The sequence below is a fragment of the Pseudoalteromonas translucida KMM 520 genome, from assembly GCF_001465295.1.
Lineage (GTDB): Bacteria > Pseudomonadota > Gammaproteobacteria > Enterobacterales > Alteromonadaceae > Pseudoalteromonas > Pseudoalteromonas translucida.
This window is the reverse complement of sequence record NZ_CP011034.1, coordinates 855,530-871,448: the sequence shown is the minus strand read 5'-3', so window position 1 is coordinate 871,448 and position 15,919 is coordinate 855,530. Positions and strand designations below refer to the sequence as shown.

Genomic DNA, 15,919 nt, shown 5'->3' with positions numbered 1-15,919 from the left:
TTATAAGGTACAGCTTTTGTTAAAGCGGTTAAGGTACTCGCTACTTTTTAAAGTCTGTTGTTACTAAAGTCGATTGCTATTAAAGTCGATTGTTGTGTCGTTGAAAAAATTGATTAGCAGAAAACTCATCCAACATTTTTTGCTCATTTTTCGCCACTAGCACATTAGCCTTTAACTGTTGTTTTTCAATTAGTTTAGCGACTGCTTTAGCCTTAATTTGCTGCTTTAACCACAGTGTTTTACGCTGACTCACCACTTGTTTTGCGGTATTAACCGTATTGGCTTGTTGGCGAATTGCTTCTTCTATTTTGGCAATAAATGCATGAAACTGACTAAATCCAGCACTTGATAAGCCCGACTGCCCTTTAATGTGTAATTGCTGGGTATATTCCAATCTAAAGTCATTTAAACCTTGGAGCTTTTGCTGGTTTGCTTGTAAATTTTGATTCGCCTGCAAGTAGCTCATCCGTAGCGTTTCTTCTTTATCGTTTTCTATTTTTAGTAATAAATGCAGTTTGTTTTTAGCCATTATGCTTGCCCTAATAACTGCGCTAGCCCTTGCAGGCCGTCGTCGTAACTAATTACATCGCGCATACCTTGCTGTAAAAAGGCATTTACTCTTGGCATCATATTAATGGCTTGATCAAGCATTTGATCTGTCCCTTTTTGATACGCACCTAGGGTGATCATGTCTTTATTTTGCTGGTACATAGAATACACCTGCTTAAGTACTCGCGCTTGTTGCATGTGCGTCTCAGATACCACTTGCGGCATTACTCGCGAAATAGATTTTTCTATATCAATTGCCGGATAATGACCGCTGTCGGCCAGTTCCCGCGAAAGTACAATATGGCCGTCGAGTATGGCGCGCGCTGCATCGGCAATGGGGTCTTGCATATCATCGCCTTCACTTAATACAGTAAAAAAGGCAGTAATAGAGCCTTGCCCTTCTCCGCCGTTACCGGCACGCTCCACCAGCGCAGGCAGCTTTGCAAACACCGAAGGCGGGTAGCCTTTAGTTGCCGGAGGCTCGCCTACTGCAAGTGCTATTTCACGCTGCGCCATGGCATAACGCGTTACCGAATCGAGCAATAACAAAACATTTAATCCCTGATCGCGAAAGTACTCAGCAATAGTCACCGCGCTTTCGCAGCCTTTTAAACGCATTAAGGGTGAAGAGTCTGCCGGTGCTGCTACAACCACCGAGCGTTTACGCCCCTCTACACCAAGTATTTCTTCAATAAATTCTTTTACTTCGCGGCCACGCTCACCCACCAGCCCCACCACAATAACATCGGCTTCACTACCACGTGTCATCATACCAAGCAGTACCGATTTACCTACACCCGAGCCCGCAAACAAGCCCATTCGTTGGCCTTGTCCTACTGTTATTACTGAGTTTATAGCACGCACACCTACATCCATAGGCTGGCTTATGGGTCGTCTTGAAAGAGGGTTTATCGGTTTTTGGGCAAACTTAAGGTAGTGCTCAGCATTTATTTTACCTAAACCATCAAGAGGACGGCCTAAGCCATCAACTACGCGGCCCAGCAAACTCATGCCTACAGGTAAACCTGTGTCGTTAAGTTGGGGGATCACCCGAGCCCCAGGAAGCACCCCCGATATATGATCGTTTGGCATTAAATATAAGGTTTGGTCGTTAAAGCCAACAATTTCGGCATCAACAAAGCCGTTCATGGTTTCTATTTTACATTGGCTACCTACAGGCGCACGTAAGCCTTTGGCCTCAAGGGTAAGGCCAACTACTCGCGTTAAAATACCCGCTACAGCAAGTGTTGGCGGTTTAATATGCTGTTTGTATTGAGATAAGCGTTCGCTTAATGAAACATCTAAAGCAGACATAACAGACCAATAAAATAGTTAGATACTACTGTTATGCAAAAAACTATCCAATGTTTCTTTGACACGCGTTTTAAGTGTCATATCAAGCGATGATTGCGCGGTTTTAACTTCGCAGCCGCCTCGCTCTAATGTTGGCTCTGCAATCAGCTGCCAGTTATTATCAGTCACTGTTTGCTCGCCATAACTATGCTTTATTAGTTCTAAATCTTCGGGGTGTAAATGAATGCGTACTTTTTCTTGCTCGGTATTAAGCGCATCAATACTGTGTTTAAGGGTGTGTAAAATAACGTCGGGAGAGGTTTTTACTTCTTGATAAATAATAGCTTCTGCAAGCATAACGGCTAATTGCACTAATTGCTTTTCAGCTTGCTCATCTACTTTACCTAGTGGCGCGGTTAATCCCTCTAAAACACTGCGCAGGCCAGTTAACTGCTCTTCTATTAGTGGTTTTACATCTTCATGGCCTTGGGTTTTACCCAGCTCTAGGCCTTCTTTGTAGCCTGCTTCTTTACCTTCGGTAACGCCTTTATCAAAACCATCTATGTAACCTTGCTCGTGGCCTTGCTTTACACCTTCTTCAAACGCATCTTGTCTAATGCGTTCAAGTTCGGCCATAGTAAGCGCAGGTAACTCAGGTTCTTGCGGCTCCTCAATTAGCGACTCTTCAGCCATTTCTTTTCGATACAGCTCCGCAAGCGGTGTACCAAATGCCGTAGAGCGATTACCAAAGCTTTTTTCATCTGGCGCTACATCAGGAACATCCCAATGCTTTAATAGTTCATCGGCTTCATCTGCGTGCAGTGGACGCCCTTTATGCATTGACGATTTAGTCATGGTTTATAAAAACTCCTCACCGCCGCCGCCGCCAAGCTGTATTTCGCCCGAGTCTGATAACCTACGTGCCGTAGAGAGTATTTCTTTTTGCGCTGCTTCTACTTCACTAATACGCACAGGTGCCATTGCCTCTAAGTCATCAGCAAGCATTTCGGCAGCACGTTTAGACATATTACCGAGTATTTTTTCTTTAAGCGCATCGTCTGTGCCTTTAATCGCTTTCATTAGTACGTCTTGTTGTACTTCGCGTAAAATTGCTTGAATACCACGGTCGTCTACGTCCATTAGGTTTTCAAACACAAACATAAGATCTTGAATTTGTTGCGACATTTCTTCGTCATGCTCACGAATAGAGTCCATTAACTGCCCTTCTACGTTGGTATCTAGGTAGTTCATAATATCGGCAGCCGCTTTTAAGCCGCCCATTTTCGCTGCTTGCGCACCCGCTTGGCCAGCAAACTGTTTTTCCATAATTTCGTTAAGCTCTTGTAATGCAGCAGGCTGCACTTCTTCAAGATTAGCTATACGCATGGTTAAATCTAGGCGCACTTTTTCAGGAAACTGCGCCAGTATTTCGGCAGATTGCTCAGGCTCTAAATACGACAATACAATGGTTTGAATTTGCGGATGCTCATTACGAATAATGTTAGCTACTTGCTTCGAGTCCATCCACTTTAACGAATCAAGCCCTTTAGCCCCCGAACCCATTACTATTTGGTCAATTAGGCTAGCGGCTTTGTCTTCACCTAATGCAGCGGTAAGTGCTTTTTTAATAAAGTCTTCTGATTGAAAACCAATTGTACTAAAGCTTTGAATTTGCTCTATAAATAAATTATGTACCGCGCTTATTTTAGCTTGCGATAAATCCTGTAAACCAGCCATCGCCATACCCACTTTTTGCACCTGTTTGGGCTCTAAATGTTTGAGTATTTGCGCTGCATCTTCTTCAGATAAACTTAATAGCAATATGGCCGCTTTATCTACGCCATCTAGTTTATCAACATCGAAAGCTGCTGGGAGTTGTTTTTGGTTTTGATCAGTCATCTTCGGTTAACCACGCTTTCACTACTTGTGATGATAGTTCTGGTTCATTAGCTACAAGGGCACGTACGGCTTTAAGTAAGTCTTCGTCACCATGTAAATCGGGTAGCTGCAGTGTACCATCGCTTGAGAAGCCAACTGAAGCAGAATCAAAGTCTTTATTTAGCATATCTAAGCTACTATCGCCAATATCAACCCCAGAGCTAAGTGCATCTTCATCGTACTCATCAAGCGTGCTGTCTGGGTAAATTAAGCGTTTTAGCATAGGTTTAACTACCGCCATAATCAACACAATAATAACCAATGCTGCCAGTACTAGGCGTACTATTTTCATAAACCAGTCTTGTTCCCATAAAGGTACTTCAAAACTCATATCTGCGGCTTCTCGTACAAAGGGAACTGTCACTACCTCTAGGGCATCGCCGCGTTGTATATCAAAGCCAACACCGCCTTGTAATAAACGTCGAATATTTGACAGTGCCTCAACCGAGCGCGGGGTCATGGTGGTTTCACCGTTTTCGCCCACTGTTGGCAAATAATCAACCGCTACCGATACGCTAATTCTGCGGATCGTGCCGCTTTGTTGGCGCTTATACGAAATAGTAGTATCGAGCTCATAGTTACGCGTGGCTTCTTTGTGCGTACGACTCGGTGAAGTAACACTTCCTGCGCCGCCTTGACCTGCTACTTCTGGAATATCTGAATTTACCGGAGGTTGGTTACTTAACGCGCCAGGAATACCTACAGCTAAGCCGCCTATGTTGTTTTCTTCAAACGTCGTTTCACTTCTTACTGCTGGTAGGTCTGGGTTATAACGTTTTTGCGTTTCTTCTAGTGAGCTAAAGTCCATGCTCAAATCAACTTGCGCGGTGTAATTACTCAAACCAACAATAGGGATTAAAATGCTATCAATTTTTTCAAGGTATTCTTGCTCGCGCTTACGCTCTAGGTCGTACTCTTTACGAGAGCGTGCAGAAAGTGAGCTTTGTGAGCCTGAGTTTAATAAACGGCCATTTTGATCAGTAACCGTTACACGTGCAGGCTCTAATCCTTGCACTGCTGAGGCTATCATATCCACCACAGAGTCTACTTCTTCGCTGTTAAGCGAGCGTCCGCGTTTAAGCGTAAGTACGACCGTTGCTGATGGCTTTTTCTCTCTGCGGGCAAATACGTTTTCTTTAGGGATGGCTAACAATACTTTGGCGCGAGTAATGTTATTAAGCTCTTCTATAGTGCGGGCAAGTTGTTGCTCTCGGCCATGCTTTAGGCGCTCGCGCTCTAAGCGTTGGCTTACACCAAAGCCCATATCTTGCATTATTATGTCTGAGCCAGAAGTAGGACCTTGATCCAAGCCTTCGCGAGTCATTAATAATTTTATATTTTGGTATTCGCTTTCATCAACCGACACTACGTTACCATCTAGTTGATAATCTATTTTTTGCGCATCTAAAAAATCAAGCGTTTGAATTAGCTCTTCGGTGGGCATTTTACCTAATGGACGCATATCTGGCTGGCGTGCCCAAATAATCACAAAAATGGCAATTGCCAAACAAATAGCCAGTGCAATAATAAGGGTAACTTGACGCAATACATCAACACCGCTTAACGCACTTAAATAGCCCGACTTTTGTTCTTGTTGATCGTCACTATCGCTTTGCTCAATACCGCCACTAGCAAGTGCAAGATCTGTAGATTGATTAGATTGCGCCACAATTATTCTCCACTACCTGATTAAACAGGCATATTCATGATTTCTTTGTAAGCTTCAACAAGTTTATTACGCACTTGTACGGTCGCTTCAAATGCAACAGATGATTTTTGCGAAGCAATCATTGCCTCTGCAAGCGATACGCTTCTGTCGCCCATTTCAACCGCTTTTACTTTTTGACCTGTGTCTTGCTGTAACTCATGCACAGTATTAAGCGCATTACTTAGCATATCGCCAAATTGTGCTGATGACGTAGACTGAACTTGCGTAGGCAATTTATTAATTTGATTATTACGGCCCGCTTCTAAGGCCATAGATTGCATTTCTTGAAATACAGCGCTATTTTGAATTTTCATTATTTGTCTCTAACAATGCAGTTAACTCTTAAGGTTAATAAAGCACAAAGCGTGCCATATAAATAAACCTTTAAATACAGAGTGTTAGTGTGATTTTTACTTAGTCAGAGTTTTGACAACCCTAAATTCAAGGTGTTGAATTTAGGGCTTTTTTGAAGGTTATGCAGGAAGTGAAATACCTAAGTCGCGCATTTGCGCCAGTTTATAACGTAAAGTTCGCGGGCTAATCCCCAAGGTTTCGGCTACATCTTTACGCTTGCCTTGGCAACGCGCGAGTGTTTCTAAAATAATTCGATGCTCTTTATCTTTAAGCTCATCTTTATAACTGCCAGTATCTTGAGCGAGTAAATCTGATTTTTGCTCGTTCGGTATTCGCTCATCAGGCTTTTCATCACCCAATTTTTCGTCATTAGTAATGGTCGTTGTTTTATTATCGTAATAAGCACTAGTTAACGCACTTTCACTAATTGCTGGCTCTACTACAAAGTTACTTGGGGCTAAATTTTCAATAAAAATAGCTTGCTCACCTATGCTGTTGCCACTGCGCAGTATAAGCGCACGTTGAATTACGTTATCAAGCTCGCGCACATTACCTGGCCATGTATGGCTAAGGAGCTTTTGCTCAGCTTGCTTATCTAAAATAGCCAGCGGCTGCTTAGCTTTAATTAAATGGCGTTCAATTAAGTGCTTTGCCAACACAATTATATCGCCAGGGCGCTCGCACAATGGCCGCCACATAAGCGGAAAAACGTTAAGGCGATAATATAAATCTTCCCTAAACTGATTATCCGCAACCGCTTGTTTTAAATTGCGATTACTGGTTGCGAGTATGCGTACATCTAGCGCAATGGTTTTACGACTACCTAAGCGCTCAACTTCGCGCTCTTGTAATACACGCAGTAGTTTAACTTGTAAGCCTAAATCCATTTCGGTAATTTCATCAAGTAAAATAGTACCGCCCTGTGCTTGCTCAAACTTACCTGGGCATGCCTGAATCGCGCCAGTAAACGCGCCTTTTTCGTAGCCAAATAATGTTGCTTCTAGCATGTTTTCAGGAATAGCTGCACAGTTAATAGCCACAAAAGGCTTTGCTGCACGCGCTGATTTATCATGAATAAACCGCGCCAATACTTCTTTACCCGAACCACTTGGCCCCAGCACCATAACACTGGCGTCTGATTTAGCTACCCTGCTTGCAAGCTCCAGTAATTGAATACTCGTTGGGTCGGCAACAATAGGGCCGTCGGTTTCTTTGGGTTTTTCGGGCAAATAGCGGCTCACCATATTTAATAGCACCTCGGGTGCAAATGGTTTGGCCATATAATCAATCGCGCCTAAGCGCATTGCCTCTACCGCATCATCAATAGTTGCGTAGGCGGTCATCATTAATACCGGTAAATCGGGGTAATTTAATTTAATACTGCGCAATAAATCTAGGCCGCTCATAGCGCCCATTTGCACATCGCTCACCACTAACGAAAAGGATTCTTTTTTTAGTAGTAACATCGCCTGCTCTGCACTGTCGGCAGCAACGCATTCAATACCCGACATTTCTAGGGTATCTATTAATGCTTCGCGAAGCCCTGCGTCGTCCTCTACAACTAAAATAGTATTACTCATAACGATTCCTCTAATTTAGATGCTGCGCTAATTGGCAATAACAAGTTAAAACAAGCGCCGCCATGTACATTATTAGTCACCTCAATACGCCCTTGGTGCGCATTAGCAACAGAGCTAACAACCGCCAACCCTAAGCCTGTGCCTTGGCTGCTAGTGGTAAAAAATGGTTCAAACAGTTTATCTACCTGCTGTAGGTCAACACCTGGGCCATTATCACTCACGCTAATGCGTACAAAGTCTGGGGTTTGCAAATCGCGCATTGCACTTACTTGCACTTGTGCCCCAGCGCCTATAATTTGAATACTGTTATGAATCAGGTTTTGAATCGCACTAGCAAGCGCGGTTTTATTTCCTAAAATAGTAATGTCGGGCTCAGGTAAGCTTACACCAAGCTCACTGTTATTAAGCGTTACCATGGCATCTGCACCGGCTTTTACTTCGCTTAATAATTGCTGCATAGATACCTGCTCAACCACATGCTGATCGCCACTTTTAGCAAATAACAGCATGTCGTTTACTTGGTTTTCTAAATCTTTTAAACGCGACATTAATTTCGTTTGAAAATTATCGCGCGACGCTTCGGGTAAGCGTTTTGAGCCTAAATTAGCAGCATAAAGCATAGCCGCCGACAGCGGCGTACGTACTTGGTGCGCCAACGATGCCACCATTTTACCCAGCGCACTTAAGCGCTGCATATGCGCAACCCGCTTTTGTAAGCGGCGGGTTTCGCTCAAATCTGTCATTAAAATTAGTTGCCCTGGCTCTGGTGCAAGTGCGGTAATATCAAGTTTTATTAAGCGTCCGTCTTTTAAAGACACTTCGTGGCCATCATCTTGCTGAGGCCGAAAAGAGCGCTGAATAACACTAAACCACTTTTCGCCTTCTAACGGCTCGCCAAGCATATCAATCGCAATTTGATTCGCTTTCGCTATCATGCCTTTACCATCAAGCACTATTACTCCTGCAGGCATAGTATCTACTAAATGCGAAAGCCAACTAGCCTGTTTACGCAGATCGCTTAACTCCCCTATATACTCCTCTTGAAGTAAACATGGGTTATACTGATTTGCAGAAATAAACTGTGGTTTTAACACACTAGCAAGTGCCATAATCAAATCTCTAATTGATGTAGATACAGCTTTAAATGCACAATTTATACCATCTTTTATTAGCATGTATATCATTGAGTTACACAATAAAAATGCGCGACATTAAAATGACGCGCAAATAAAAGCACCGCAACTAAGGAACTATAATGACCAAGCAATCTCGCTGCTCATGGCTCGACACCAGTAAACCCGACTACGTTGCATACCACGATAACGAATGGGGAGTGCCAGTATATGACGATAAAAAACTGTTTGAATTTTTAACGCTGGAGTCGGCGCAAGCAGGCTTGAGTTGGTACACCATTTTAAAAAAGCGTAATGGTTATAGAAATGCTTTTGCCAACTTTGATGTACACAAAGTAGCAGCATTTACCGAGCAAGATATTGAGCGACTAATGCTTGATGCAGGTATTGTGCGTAATCGCTTAAAAATTGCTGCTACTGTAAATAACGCCAAATGCTTTATTAAAATTCAGCAAGAATTTGGCAGCTTTAGTAACTATCAATGGCAGTTTGTTGGCAATAAGCCGCAAGTAAGTAATTTAAATTCTGCTGACGACGCCCCAGCAATTACCCCTATCTCAAGCGCATTTGCTAAAGATTTAAAAAAGCGTGGTTTTAAGTTTTTAGGGCCAACAACCGTATACGCCCATATGCAAGCCTGCGGTATGGTTAACGATCACAGTAATAACTGTTTTAGAAAAGAAGAAGTTAAAAAACTAGGGGCTAGGCAAACAGTCTGATTTCAGGCTTTTAACCAAGCCTCTGTAATTAGTGCGCGCGTCAGCAAGCTTAACGCCTACAGCAAAAGCTAAACGCTGTGCTTGGTTATTTTTTACCTAAAGCCTGAACCCTGACACCTAAAACCTGCACTTTCCATTTCTAGCCGTTCGCTGACACCTAAAACCTGATAGCTGCCCTTAGCTTTTAATCTCTCGACAAGTTATATTTTTTCATTTTTTCGACCAAAGTAGTGCGGCGTACTCCGAGTATTTCGGCGGCGCGAGCAACTACATAATCAAAGCGTTCTAATGCTTGAGTAATTAAGTTAATTTCTAGCTCGGCTAAGTATTCTTTAAGCTCAATCCCTTCGCTGGGTAACAAGCCTGAATCTGCTGTTGCAGAGTGTTCGGGTTCATCGTCATAATCGCTAAAGTCGGTGCTAAATATGTCGTTAAAAGCATCGCGCTCCATTAACTCTTCTGGATACTGTGGCTCATAGGCTTCAACTTCAATATAACGATACTTAGCCGGTAAGTCGGGAACATCTACCACTTTTTCCGGGAACATTATCACCATTCGCTCAACTAAGTTTGCAAGCTCGCGAATATTACCCGGCCAACTATGCTCTTTTAAACTTTCGACAGCGCGCTCAGTAAACTTAGCGGTTGAGCCACTTTGCTCATTAACGCGGCGCATTAACTCTTTTAATAACAGCGGTATGTCATCGGCGCGCTGAGTAAGCGATGGGCTTTCAATGGGGAACACGTTTAATCGGTAGTATAAATCTTCACGAAACGTGCCTTGCTCTATCATGGTTTCGAGGTTGCGATGGGTTGCAGCAATAATACGTACATCAGCCTGAATCGCTTTAGTGCCGCCTACTCGCTCATAACTGCGCTCTTGCAATACGCGCAGCAACTTAACTTGCATTTGCAGCGGCATATCGCCTATTTCATCTAAAAATAGCGTACCGCCTTGTGCCAGTTCAAAACGCCCTTTACGAGCAGAAATAGCCCCTGTAAATGCGCCTTTTTCATGGCCAAATAATTCACTTTCGAGCAACTCCCCCGGAATCGCACCACAGTTAACTGGTACAAAAGGCCCTTTAAGGCGTTTAGATAATAAATGTACGTTACGCGCCACTACCTCTTTACCTGTGCCCGACTCACCTAAAATAAGTACATTAGCATCGGTTTTGGCTACTTGTTCAATTAAAAAGCGCAGATCTTTAACCGCTGATGTTTCGCCCACTAGACCATCAAAAGTATTGTGTGGTTTACTGTGTTTGTGCTCAATAGGCAGCATGCGCTGATATTGTTGGCAGTCGTGTAATAATTGCGTGGTTATTTCGTGGCTAAATGGCTCACAAATCAGCCCCACTACATTAGCAATACTGAGTAAAGGCTTGAGTGTTTCGCCTATGAGTAAAAAAGGAAACGTAGGGTAGCGTTTAATTAAACTTTCGTGATCGAGCGCCTGCAATGCACCTAAAATTACAATGCATTCTTTACTTTGATACTTGCTACATGCTTGCTCAAAATCTGCTTCAGTTTGTAATTGCACCGCTTCACCAATAAAAGTAAGTGAGGCATATAATCCTATCGAGCGATTGTTATTATTATCTAAAATTAAGATCATATTTAGCGGGCCATTCTTTTCACTAATTTATTTTGTTAATCAAATTGTAAGCCAGTTGAAATTGTATGCAAGCACTAGTGGCGACTTTTTGACATTAACGCCAAAAAACAGACACTTTAGTTAAAGCAACAATACTTAAGGATTAATCATTAAGTATTAAGGTTGTAAATACCCCCTAAATTTGCATAAAAAGTTAATCGCAAAGCTTAATACTTAAATTTGAGATACAAAGTAACTTTATAATAAAAATATTCACTAATATTTACTTAAGTTGCCGCCTTTAATGCCGATAAGTAATTATATATAAAATGCTTGGCATTATAATTGCTGGCATTGTATTAATATTTTTAGTTATCAAAATTTAGGATTTTCTTATGGCACATGCATCAATTAAAAAATACGGTCAAGTTCGTGCAAGCAGCATTAGCGAAATGACACCTTACGAACAAATAAACCTAATTTTTAGTAATATTATTGGGCGCTTAGCTGCAACTAAAGGCTTTATTGAACGCAAAGAAATCGAAAAAAAGGGCGAAAACATTTCAGCCTGTGTTTTACTTTTTGGCGCATTACAAGACGCACTTAATTTTGACGTTGAGCAAGGTTCAGAAATTTCAGACAACTTATTAGCGCTATACGATTATTGCCAGCGTACACTAACTAAAGCAAATTTAAATAACGACACAGCAGCAATTATGGAAGTGTCTAGCATAGTGAAAGAAATAAAAGAAGGGTGGGATAATATTCCTGCTAGCGAACGCTCTCCTGCAGTTTAATTTATTATGCCTTTAATAACTGACCAACAGCCAGCAGAGCAAATTAAAAAATTGCTCTGCGAGCTTGAAACACTGGTAAATAACAACGATGCTGACGCGGCAGCTTTACAGCTTGAAGCGTTAAATACGTGTTTAAAAAGCTGGTGCGAAAGTGCTGAGCAGCCAAGTAGTGACGAGCTAACCGCAACACTAGCGCATATTAATACTATTTTAACTCAAGCTAACAGCCATAAAGACGACTCGTTTAAAGCCTTGTTAAAGCATAAAAAGTCAGACAAAGCGATCAGCGCTTACAAAAGTACTTAAAAAGCTAATTAGCTTAATGAAAAGTGAATTAAACGATGGTGTTGCACACTGTTCTTCTCTAAAGCGCAGCGCCTCTTAGCCTCTTTGTGAATAAGTTATTTAAAGATCATTTTTCACAAAGAGAAAACAATGAGGGGGAATGAGAAGCCAATTAAACAGGTTATTTAGTATCTTTTTCTTCTCTAAAGCGCAGCGTCTCTTAGCCTCTTTGTGAATAAATCACTTAAAGCCTTTTTGTACTGTTGTGATTAAATAAAACCGCACTTATAAAACCAGCAGCTACCCTTTGGTAAGCTCACCGTTTGTATTAGCCTAAAGCCTAGTATATTCCCTAGAGATCGAGCCCTTAACTATTTAGACTTTCTAACTACGCCTGGCATATTATCTAACTGAGATTGAAGATAACTACTGGTTGAATTTAAGCCTGCCACCAATAAATCCATGCTGTTGTACTGCGCATAAAGGCGCGACTCTAACGACTGCATTTTACGTGCAAACGATACTCGCTCGTCATCAATACCACGAAGCTGACCTTCTTTACTCTCTATTCTGTTTTGAATTAAGCCATCTGACTTAGTATAAAAGTTCATTAGCTCATCAAACGATTGGGCAAAACCGCCTTCGTCTTTATTTTCGCCAATAAAAAACTGCTGTACTAAATCAACATCATTTTTTACTTGCTCATCTAAACGTTCGGTATCTAAGCTTAATTTACCATAGCGGTCGGCTTCAACACCTAACTGCGACAACGACAAAGAGTTGCCATCGCCTAAGTCAACACTGTTAGTAATTTCTTGCCTTAACTTTGACATAACACCGCGCAGCAGAGAATCACCCGCCATTACGCCAGCACCATCTTCGCCAGATTTGCCTAAGTTTTTACTTAGTTCTAGCAGCTCGTTATAACTTTCGATAAACCCATTTAAGCCAGCTTTAATATTATTGTTATTTTCTTTAACGGTTAGCTTACTTAAGTCGTCGTCAATACCTTGTGCTTTTTTAGCGGTAATAGTCACGCCATCAATCACGTTTTTAAATTCGTTAGTGCTACTAGTTACTGTTACTGTGCCATCAATAGTTATTGACGCGTCAACAGCGGCAACTACTTCGCTCACATTTTTGATTCCTGCAGGTGCAGGATCAAATGCTAAACGCGAAAGGCCTAGGGTATCGGTGTTATTAGCATCGTCATCGGCCACAGCTATTTTAATTTGGTTTTCTACACCACTGGTTTGAGCCGAAAACACTAAGCGCTGGCCAGTATCATCGGTAATTATAGTAGCGTTAATGCTTTTATTATCTTTACTGTTGTTTATTGCATCGCGAACTTCGCTAAGCGTTGCAGTGCCTGATACTGCAATATCAAAACTATTATCGCCCGAGCTTAACGTCATGGTGCCAGCGCCAACAGGGCTAGCGGCATCAAACGCACTCGACATTATTTTATGCTCAGTGGCTAAATTATTTACTTTTACCGAGTAGCCACCTGGTTGAGCGTCTTTATCTGAGCTAAGCGATATAAAATCATCATTACCCGATATAGTACGTTTTTGATAGTTATCAACGTTGCCTAATCCTGTCATCGACTGCTGTACTTTTTCGAGCGCGGCCTTTAATGCCCCCACCGCCGATATATCGGTAGTTAAGTTAGCTTCTTTTTTATTTAAACGTGATTCAAAAGGTGCTTTTTCAGCATTAACTAATGCACCCACAATTTCAGATACTTGTAAGCCTGAACCTAAGCCAGTAAACGAAATAGCCATGTTTATACCCCCTTTTTACACTTTTAAATAAAAAACAAAAAACTTAAAAAACGCAGCTACTATTTAGTAATATAAATATATAGCTATACCGTTTGGTCAATTAATAAACCCGCAGTTTCAGACAACTTAGACACTAAACTTAACACTTCTTCCGAAGGGTATTGTTTAATTACATCGCCAGTGGTTTTATCGAGCACTTTAATTACATCGCGGCCTGAGTCTTCATCAACCTGAAATTGCAAACTGCGGTTCATTTCGCCCATAAAATCCTGCAATTGCTGCGCCACTTTTTCAAGCTGTTCACGCTCTAACGGTTGCTGCTGTGTAGCAGTGTCGGCATTACTTTGATATTGTTGTGCTTGTGAACCACTTTTTTTAACATCATCAATGGCACTAGCCGTTAGTACAGCACTTGCTTGCCCTGCTTTACTTTCGCTAGCTTGCCCAGTGTTACTTGCCGTTACTAAAACTTCTGCGCCTGAGGTAATTGTATTCATAACGCCTCCTAAATAGTTTTAAACATTATACACTATTTATAAATTAGCTTAATTTAGTAAGTTAAACGACAAAAGGAGATGAACAAAGCCATCTCCTTTTTTTAAATTACTAATACAGACTTTGGTATTAGTTAGCTATTAATAAGCTAATGCCTAATAAACTCTTAGCTATTAACCTAGTAAGCTAAGTGCTGCTTGTGGTAACTGGTTCGCTTGCGACAAGATTGACGTACCTGCTTGTTGCAATATTTGGTTTTTCGTCATCTGCGCAGTTTCGGTTGCAAAGTCAGTATCTTGAATACGACTACGTGAAGCAGATACGTTTTCAGATATATTAGCCAAGTTACTAATTGTGTGGCCAAAACGGTTTTGAACCGCACCTAAATCAGCACGCTGTGAATCAATTTCTGAAATAGCAGAGTCTATTAAAGAGATAGCACGCTGTGAGCCAGCCTGAGTTGATATATCAACTGTATTAATTTTTTGCTCTGTTGCTAATACAGCGCTCGCAGCGGTGTTTGCCAAAGTTGTAGCACCTGAAACAGTAAATGACGTCTCTGAAGAAAACTCTAAAGCAGAAGTGTAGCTATTTGCAGCATTGTCTGCACCTACTTGAGTAGGTACAGTACCTCTGGCAGCTAAGCCAACTGTATTTGCTGCGGTGGAATCTGCACTTTTTTGAATTGAAACACCATCTACGCCGCTTACGTTAAGCTGGATAACACTACCTACAATTTTTGCATCATAACCAGCCTCTTGTAATTGCGCCTCTAATGTTGTGTTAGTAGCTGCACTAAAAGCAAATTCATTCTCACCAATAGTTAATACACCTGTAGCAGTTGCAACTGAAATATCAACTTGCGCTACAGCAGAGGCTTTAACAGGGGAATCAGATGCATTTATAGCTGCTGCTGCATCAGTTACTGATGATTCAGCATCAATAACAACATTAGTTGTTGCACCACCAGAAAGAAAGCTTAAAGTTTGAGCTGCAGCTCCACTTGTTTCAAAAACAGCATTATTATCAGCTGCACCAAAAATAGTTCCGGCTTGAACTGCATTTGCGAATGTTCCGCCTATTTTGTCAGCAGAAATATCTTTAAGTGAAACGTTGATCAATTCGTTAGCGTTAGAGCCAATCTGAAATGATTTCGTGCCAAAACTACCGTCTAATAATTGCTGACCACCGAAAGAAGTTGTTTCTGCAATACGTGTTAATTCGCTTTGTAAAGCACTTACTTCCTTTTGTAACGAATCACGGTCTTCTTTAGAGTTTGAACCATTCGCTGATTGCAGTGCTAATTCACGCATACGTTGCAGGATGCTTGTTGATTCGCTCATCGCACCTTCAGCTGTTTGCGCCATTGAAATACCATCGTTAGCGTTACGCTGAGCTACACCTAAACCATTTATTTGTGATGTAAGGCGGTTTGAAATTTGCATACCTGCCGCATCATCCTTTGCACTATTGATACGCATGCCTGATGATAGACGTTCCATTGAAGTAGCTAAGCTCTGGCCTGATTTAGAAAGGTTACGTTGAGCGTTTAGTGAAGATACGTTTGTATTTACTGATATAGCCATGATAAAACTCCTGATTACTTTCGTAATGTTACTATTTTAATTTAACCAAGAGCTGTCACAAATGTATGCTCAGCTCCGAACTGATTAAGTTAACGGCAGGA

At 41.6% G+C, this 15,919-nt stretch carries 15 protein-coding genes; 3 read left to right on the top strand and 12 right to left on the bottom strand.

Features of this window, described 5'->3' with window-relative positions; all coding sequences use genetic code 11:
* Positions 1-79 precede the first annotated feature (79 nt).
* The 8 genes from fliJ to PTRA_RS04000 all read right to left on the bottom strand — a co-directional run bounded on the left by fliJ (position 80) and on the right by PTRA_RS04000 (position 8,531).
* The gene (fliJ, locus tag PTRA_RS04035; RefSeq protein WP_058372788.1) at positions 80-529 is read right to left on the bottom strand and encodes a flagellar export protein FliJ; all 450 of its coding nucleotides are present in this window, start codon (positions 527-529) and stop codon (positions 80-82) included.
* Positions 529-1,863: a flagellar protein export ATPase FliI gene (fliI, locus tag PTRA_RS04030; RefSeq protein WP_011327488.1), complete on the bottom strand. Its 1,335-nt coding sequence runs from the start codon at positions 1,861-1,863 to the stop codon at positions 529-531. The genes fliJ and fliI overlap by 1 nt, the downstream gene beginning before the upstream one ends.
* An 18-nt stretch (positions 1,864-1,881) precedes the next feature.
* Positions 1,882-2,697 (bottom strand): flagellar assembly protein FliH, encoded by an 816-nt coding sequence (fliH, locus tag PTRA_RS04025; protein WP_058372787.1) that lies wholly within the window; start codon positions 2,695-2,697, stop codon positions 1,882-1,884.
* Between the two features lie 3 nt (positions 2,698-2,700).
* Complete coding sequence (gene fliG, locus PTRA_RS04020; RefSeq protein WP_058372786.1) at positions 2,701-3,741, bottom strand: flagellar motor switch protein FliG; 1,041 nt, start codon at positions 3,739-3,741, stop codon at positions 2,701-2,703.
* Positions 3,734-5,449, bottom strand: a complete 1,716-nt coding sequence (gene fliF, locus PTRA_RS04015) for a flagellar basal-body MS-ring/collar protein FliF (protein WP_058372785.1) — start codon at positions 5,447-5,449, stop codon at positions 3,734-3,736. The genes fliG and fliF overlap by 8 nt, the downstream gene beginning before the upstream one ends.
* A 20-nt stretch (positions 5,450-5,469) precedes the next feature.
* Positions 5,470-5,802 (bottom strand): flagellar hook-basal body complex protein FliE, encoded by a 333-nt coding sequence (gene fliE / locus PTRA_RS04010; protein ID WP_041454357.1) that lies wholly within the window; start codon positions 5,800-5,802, stop codon positions 5,470-5,472.
* A gap of 159 nt (positions 5,803-5,961) precedes the next feature.
* Entirely contained in the window at positions 5,962-7,422 is a 1,461-nt protein-coding gene (locus PTRA_RS04005) for a sigma-54-dependent transcriptional regulator (protein WP_058372784.1), read from the bottom strand.
* Positions 7,419-8,531 (bottom strand): sensor histidine kinase, encoded by a 1,113-nt coding sequence (locus PTRA_RS04000; protein WP_058374513.1) that lies wholly within the window; start codon positions 8,529-8,531, stop codon positions 7,419-7,421. Before PTRA_RS04000 ends, PTRA_RS04005 begins: the two co-directional genes overlap by 4 nt.
* A 146-nt stretch (positions 8,532-8,677) precedes the next feature.
* Between PTRA_RS04000 and PTRA_RS03995 the strand changes: the two genes are divergently transcribed.
* A complete protein-coding gene (locus PTRA_RS03995; RefSeq protein WP_058372783.1) occupies positions 8,678-9,274 on the top strand; it encodes a DNA-3-methyladenine glycosylase I in 597 nt (198 codons plus the stop codon).
* 184 nt (positions 9,275-9,458) lie between these two features.
* On the opposite strand, the gene PTRA_RS03990 is transcribed toward PTRA_RS03995, so the two are convergent.
* Positions 9,459-10,892 (bottom strand): sigma-54 dependent transcriptional regulator, encoded by a 1,434-nt coding sequence (locus tag PTRA_RS03990; RefSeq protein WP_058372782.1) that lies wholly within the window; start codon positions 10,890-10,892, stop codon positions 9,459-9,461.
* Between the two features lie 374 nt (positions 10,893-11,266).
* Between PTRA_RS03990 and fliS the strand changes: the two genes are divergently transcribed.
* Together fliS and PTRA_RS03980 are read left to right on the top strand one after the other, a co-directional pair.
* Complete coding sequence (gene fliS, locus PTRA_RS03985; RefSeq protein WP_058372781.1) at positions 11,267-11,668, top strand: flagellar export chaperone FliS; 402 nt, start codon at positions 11,267-11,269, stop codon at positions 11,666-11,668.
* 6 nt (positions 11,669-11,674) lie between these two features.
* Positions 11,675-11,974, top strand: coding sequence for a hypothetical protein (locus PTRA_RS03980; RefSeq protein WP_058372780.1), 300 nt, complete (start codon positions 11,675-11,677; stop codon positions 11,972-11,974).
* 350 nt (positions 11,975-12,324) lie between these two features.
* Here PTRA_RS03980 and fliD read toward each other — a convergent pair whose 3' ends face one another.
* The 3 genes from fliD to PTRA_RS19355 all read right to left on the bottom strand — a co-directional run bounded on the left by fliD (position 12,325) and on the right by PTRA_RS19355 (position 15,818).
* On the bottom strand, positions 12,325-13,737 hold the full coding sequence (gene fliD, locus PTRA_RS03975) for a flagellar filament capping protein FliD (protein WP_058372779.1): 1,413 nt from the start codon (positions 13,735-13,737) through the stop codon (positions 12,325-12,327).
* A gap of 83 nt (positions 13,738-13,820) precedes the next feature.
* Positions 13,821-14,234 (bottom strand): flagellar protein FlaG, encoded by a 414-nt coding sequence (locus tag PTRA_RS03970; protein WP_058372778.1) that lies wholly within the window; start codon positions 14,232-14,234, stop codon positions 13,821-13,823.
* Between the two features lie 171 nt (positions 14,235-14,405).
* Positions 14,406-15,818 (bottom strand): flagellin, encoded by a 1,413-nt coding sequence (locus PTRA_RS19355; protein ID WP_058372777.1) that lies wholly within the window; start codon positions 15,816-15,818, stop codon positions 14,406-14,408.
* Positions 15,819-15,919 lie beyond the last annotated feature (101 nt).

Coding starts and splice junctions, on each gene's coding strand:
- fliH (WP_058372787.1), bottom strand. CDS start 2,697: ATGACTAAATCGTCAATGCATAAAGGGCGTCCACTGCACGCAGATGAA.
- PTRA_RS03970 (WP_058372778.1), bottom strand. CDS start 14,234: ATGAATACAATTACCTCAGGCGCAGAAGTTTTAGTAACGGCAAGTAAC.
- fliG (WP_058372786.1), bottom strand. CDS start 3,741: ATGACTGATCAAAACCAAAAACAACTCCCAGCAGCTTTCGATGTTGAT.
- fliJ (WP_058372788.1), bottom strand. CDS start 529: ATGGCTAAAAACAAACTGCATTTATTACTAAAAATAGAAAACGATAAA.
- PTRA_RS03990 (WP_058372782.1), bottom strand. CDS start 10,892: ATGATCTTAATTTTAGATAATAATAACAATCGCTCGATAGGATTATAT.
- PTRA_RS03995 (WP_058372783.1), top strand. CDS start 8,678: ATGACCAAGCAATCTCGCTGCTCATGGCTCGACACCAGTAAACCCGAC.
- PTRA_RS03980 (WP_058372780.1), top strand. CDS start 11,675: ATGCCTTTAATAACTGACCAACAGCCAGCAGAGCAAATTAAAAAATTG.
- fliD (WP_058372779.1), bottom strand. CDS start 13,737: ATGGCTATTTCGTTTACTGGCTTAGGTTCAGGCTTACAAGTATCTGAA.
- PTRA_RS04000 (WP_058374513.1), bottom strand. CDS start 8,531: ATGGCACTTGCTAGTGTGTTAAAACCACAGTTTATTTCTGCAAATCAG.
- fliS (WP_058372781.1), top strand. CDS start 11,267: ATGGCACATGCATCAATTAAAAAATACGGTCAAGTTCGTGCAAGCAGC.
- PTRA_RS19355 (WP_058372777.1), bottom strand. CDS start 15,818: ATGGCTATATCAGTAAATACAAACGTATCTTCACTAAACGCTCAACGT.
- fliI (WP_011327488.1), bottom strand. CDS start 1,863: ATGTCTGCTTTAGATGTTTCATTAAGCGAACGCTTATCTCAATACAAA.
- PTRA_RS04005 (WP_058372784.1), bottom strand. CDS start 7,422: ATGAGTAATACTATTTTAGTTGTAGAGGACGACGCAGGGCTTCGCGAA.
- fliE (WP_041454357.1), bottom strand. CDS start 5,802: ATGAAAATTCAAAATAGCGCTGTATTTCAAGAAATGCAATCTATGGCC.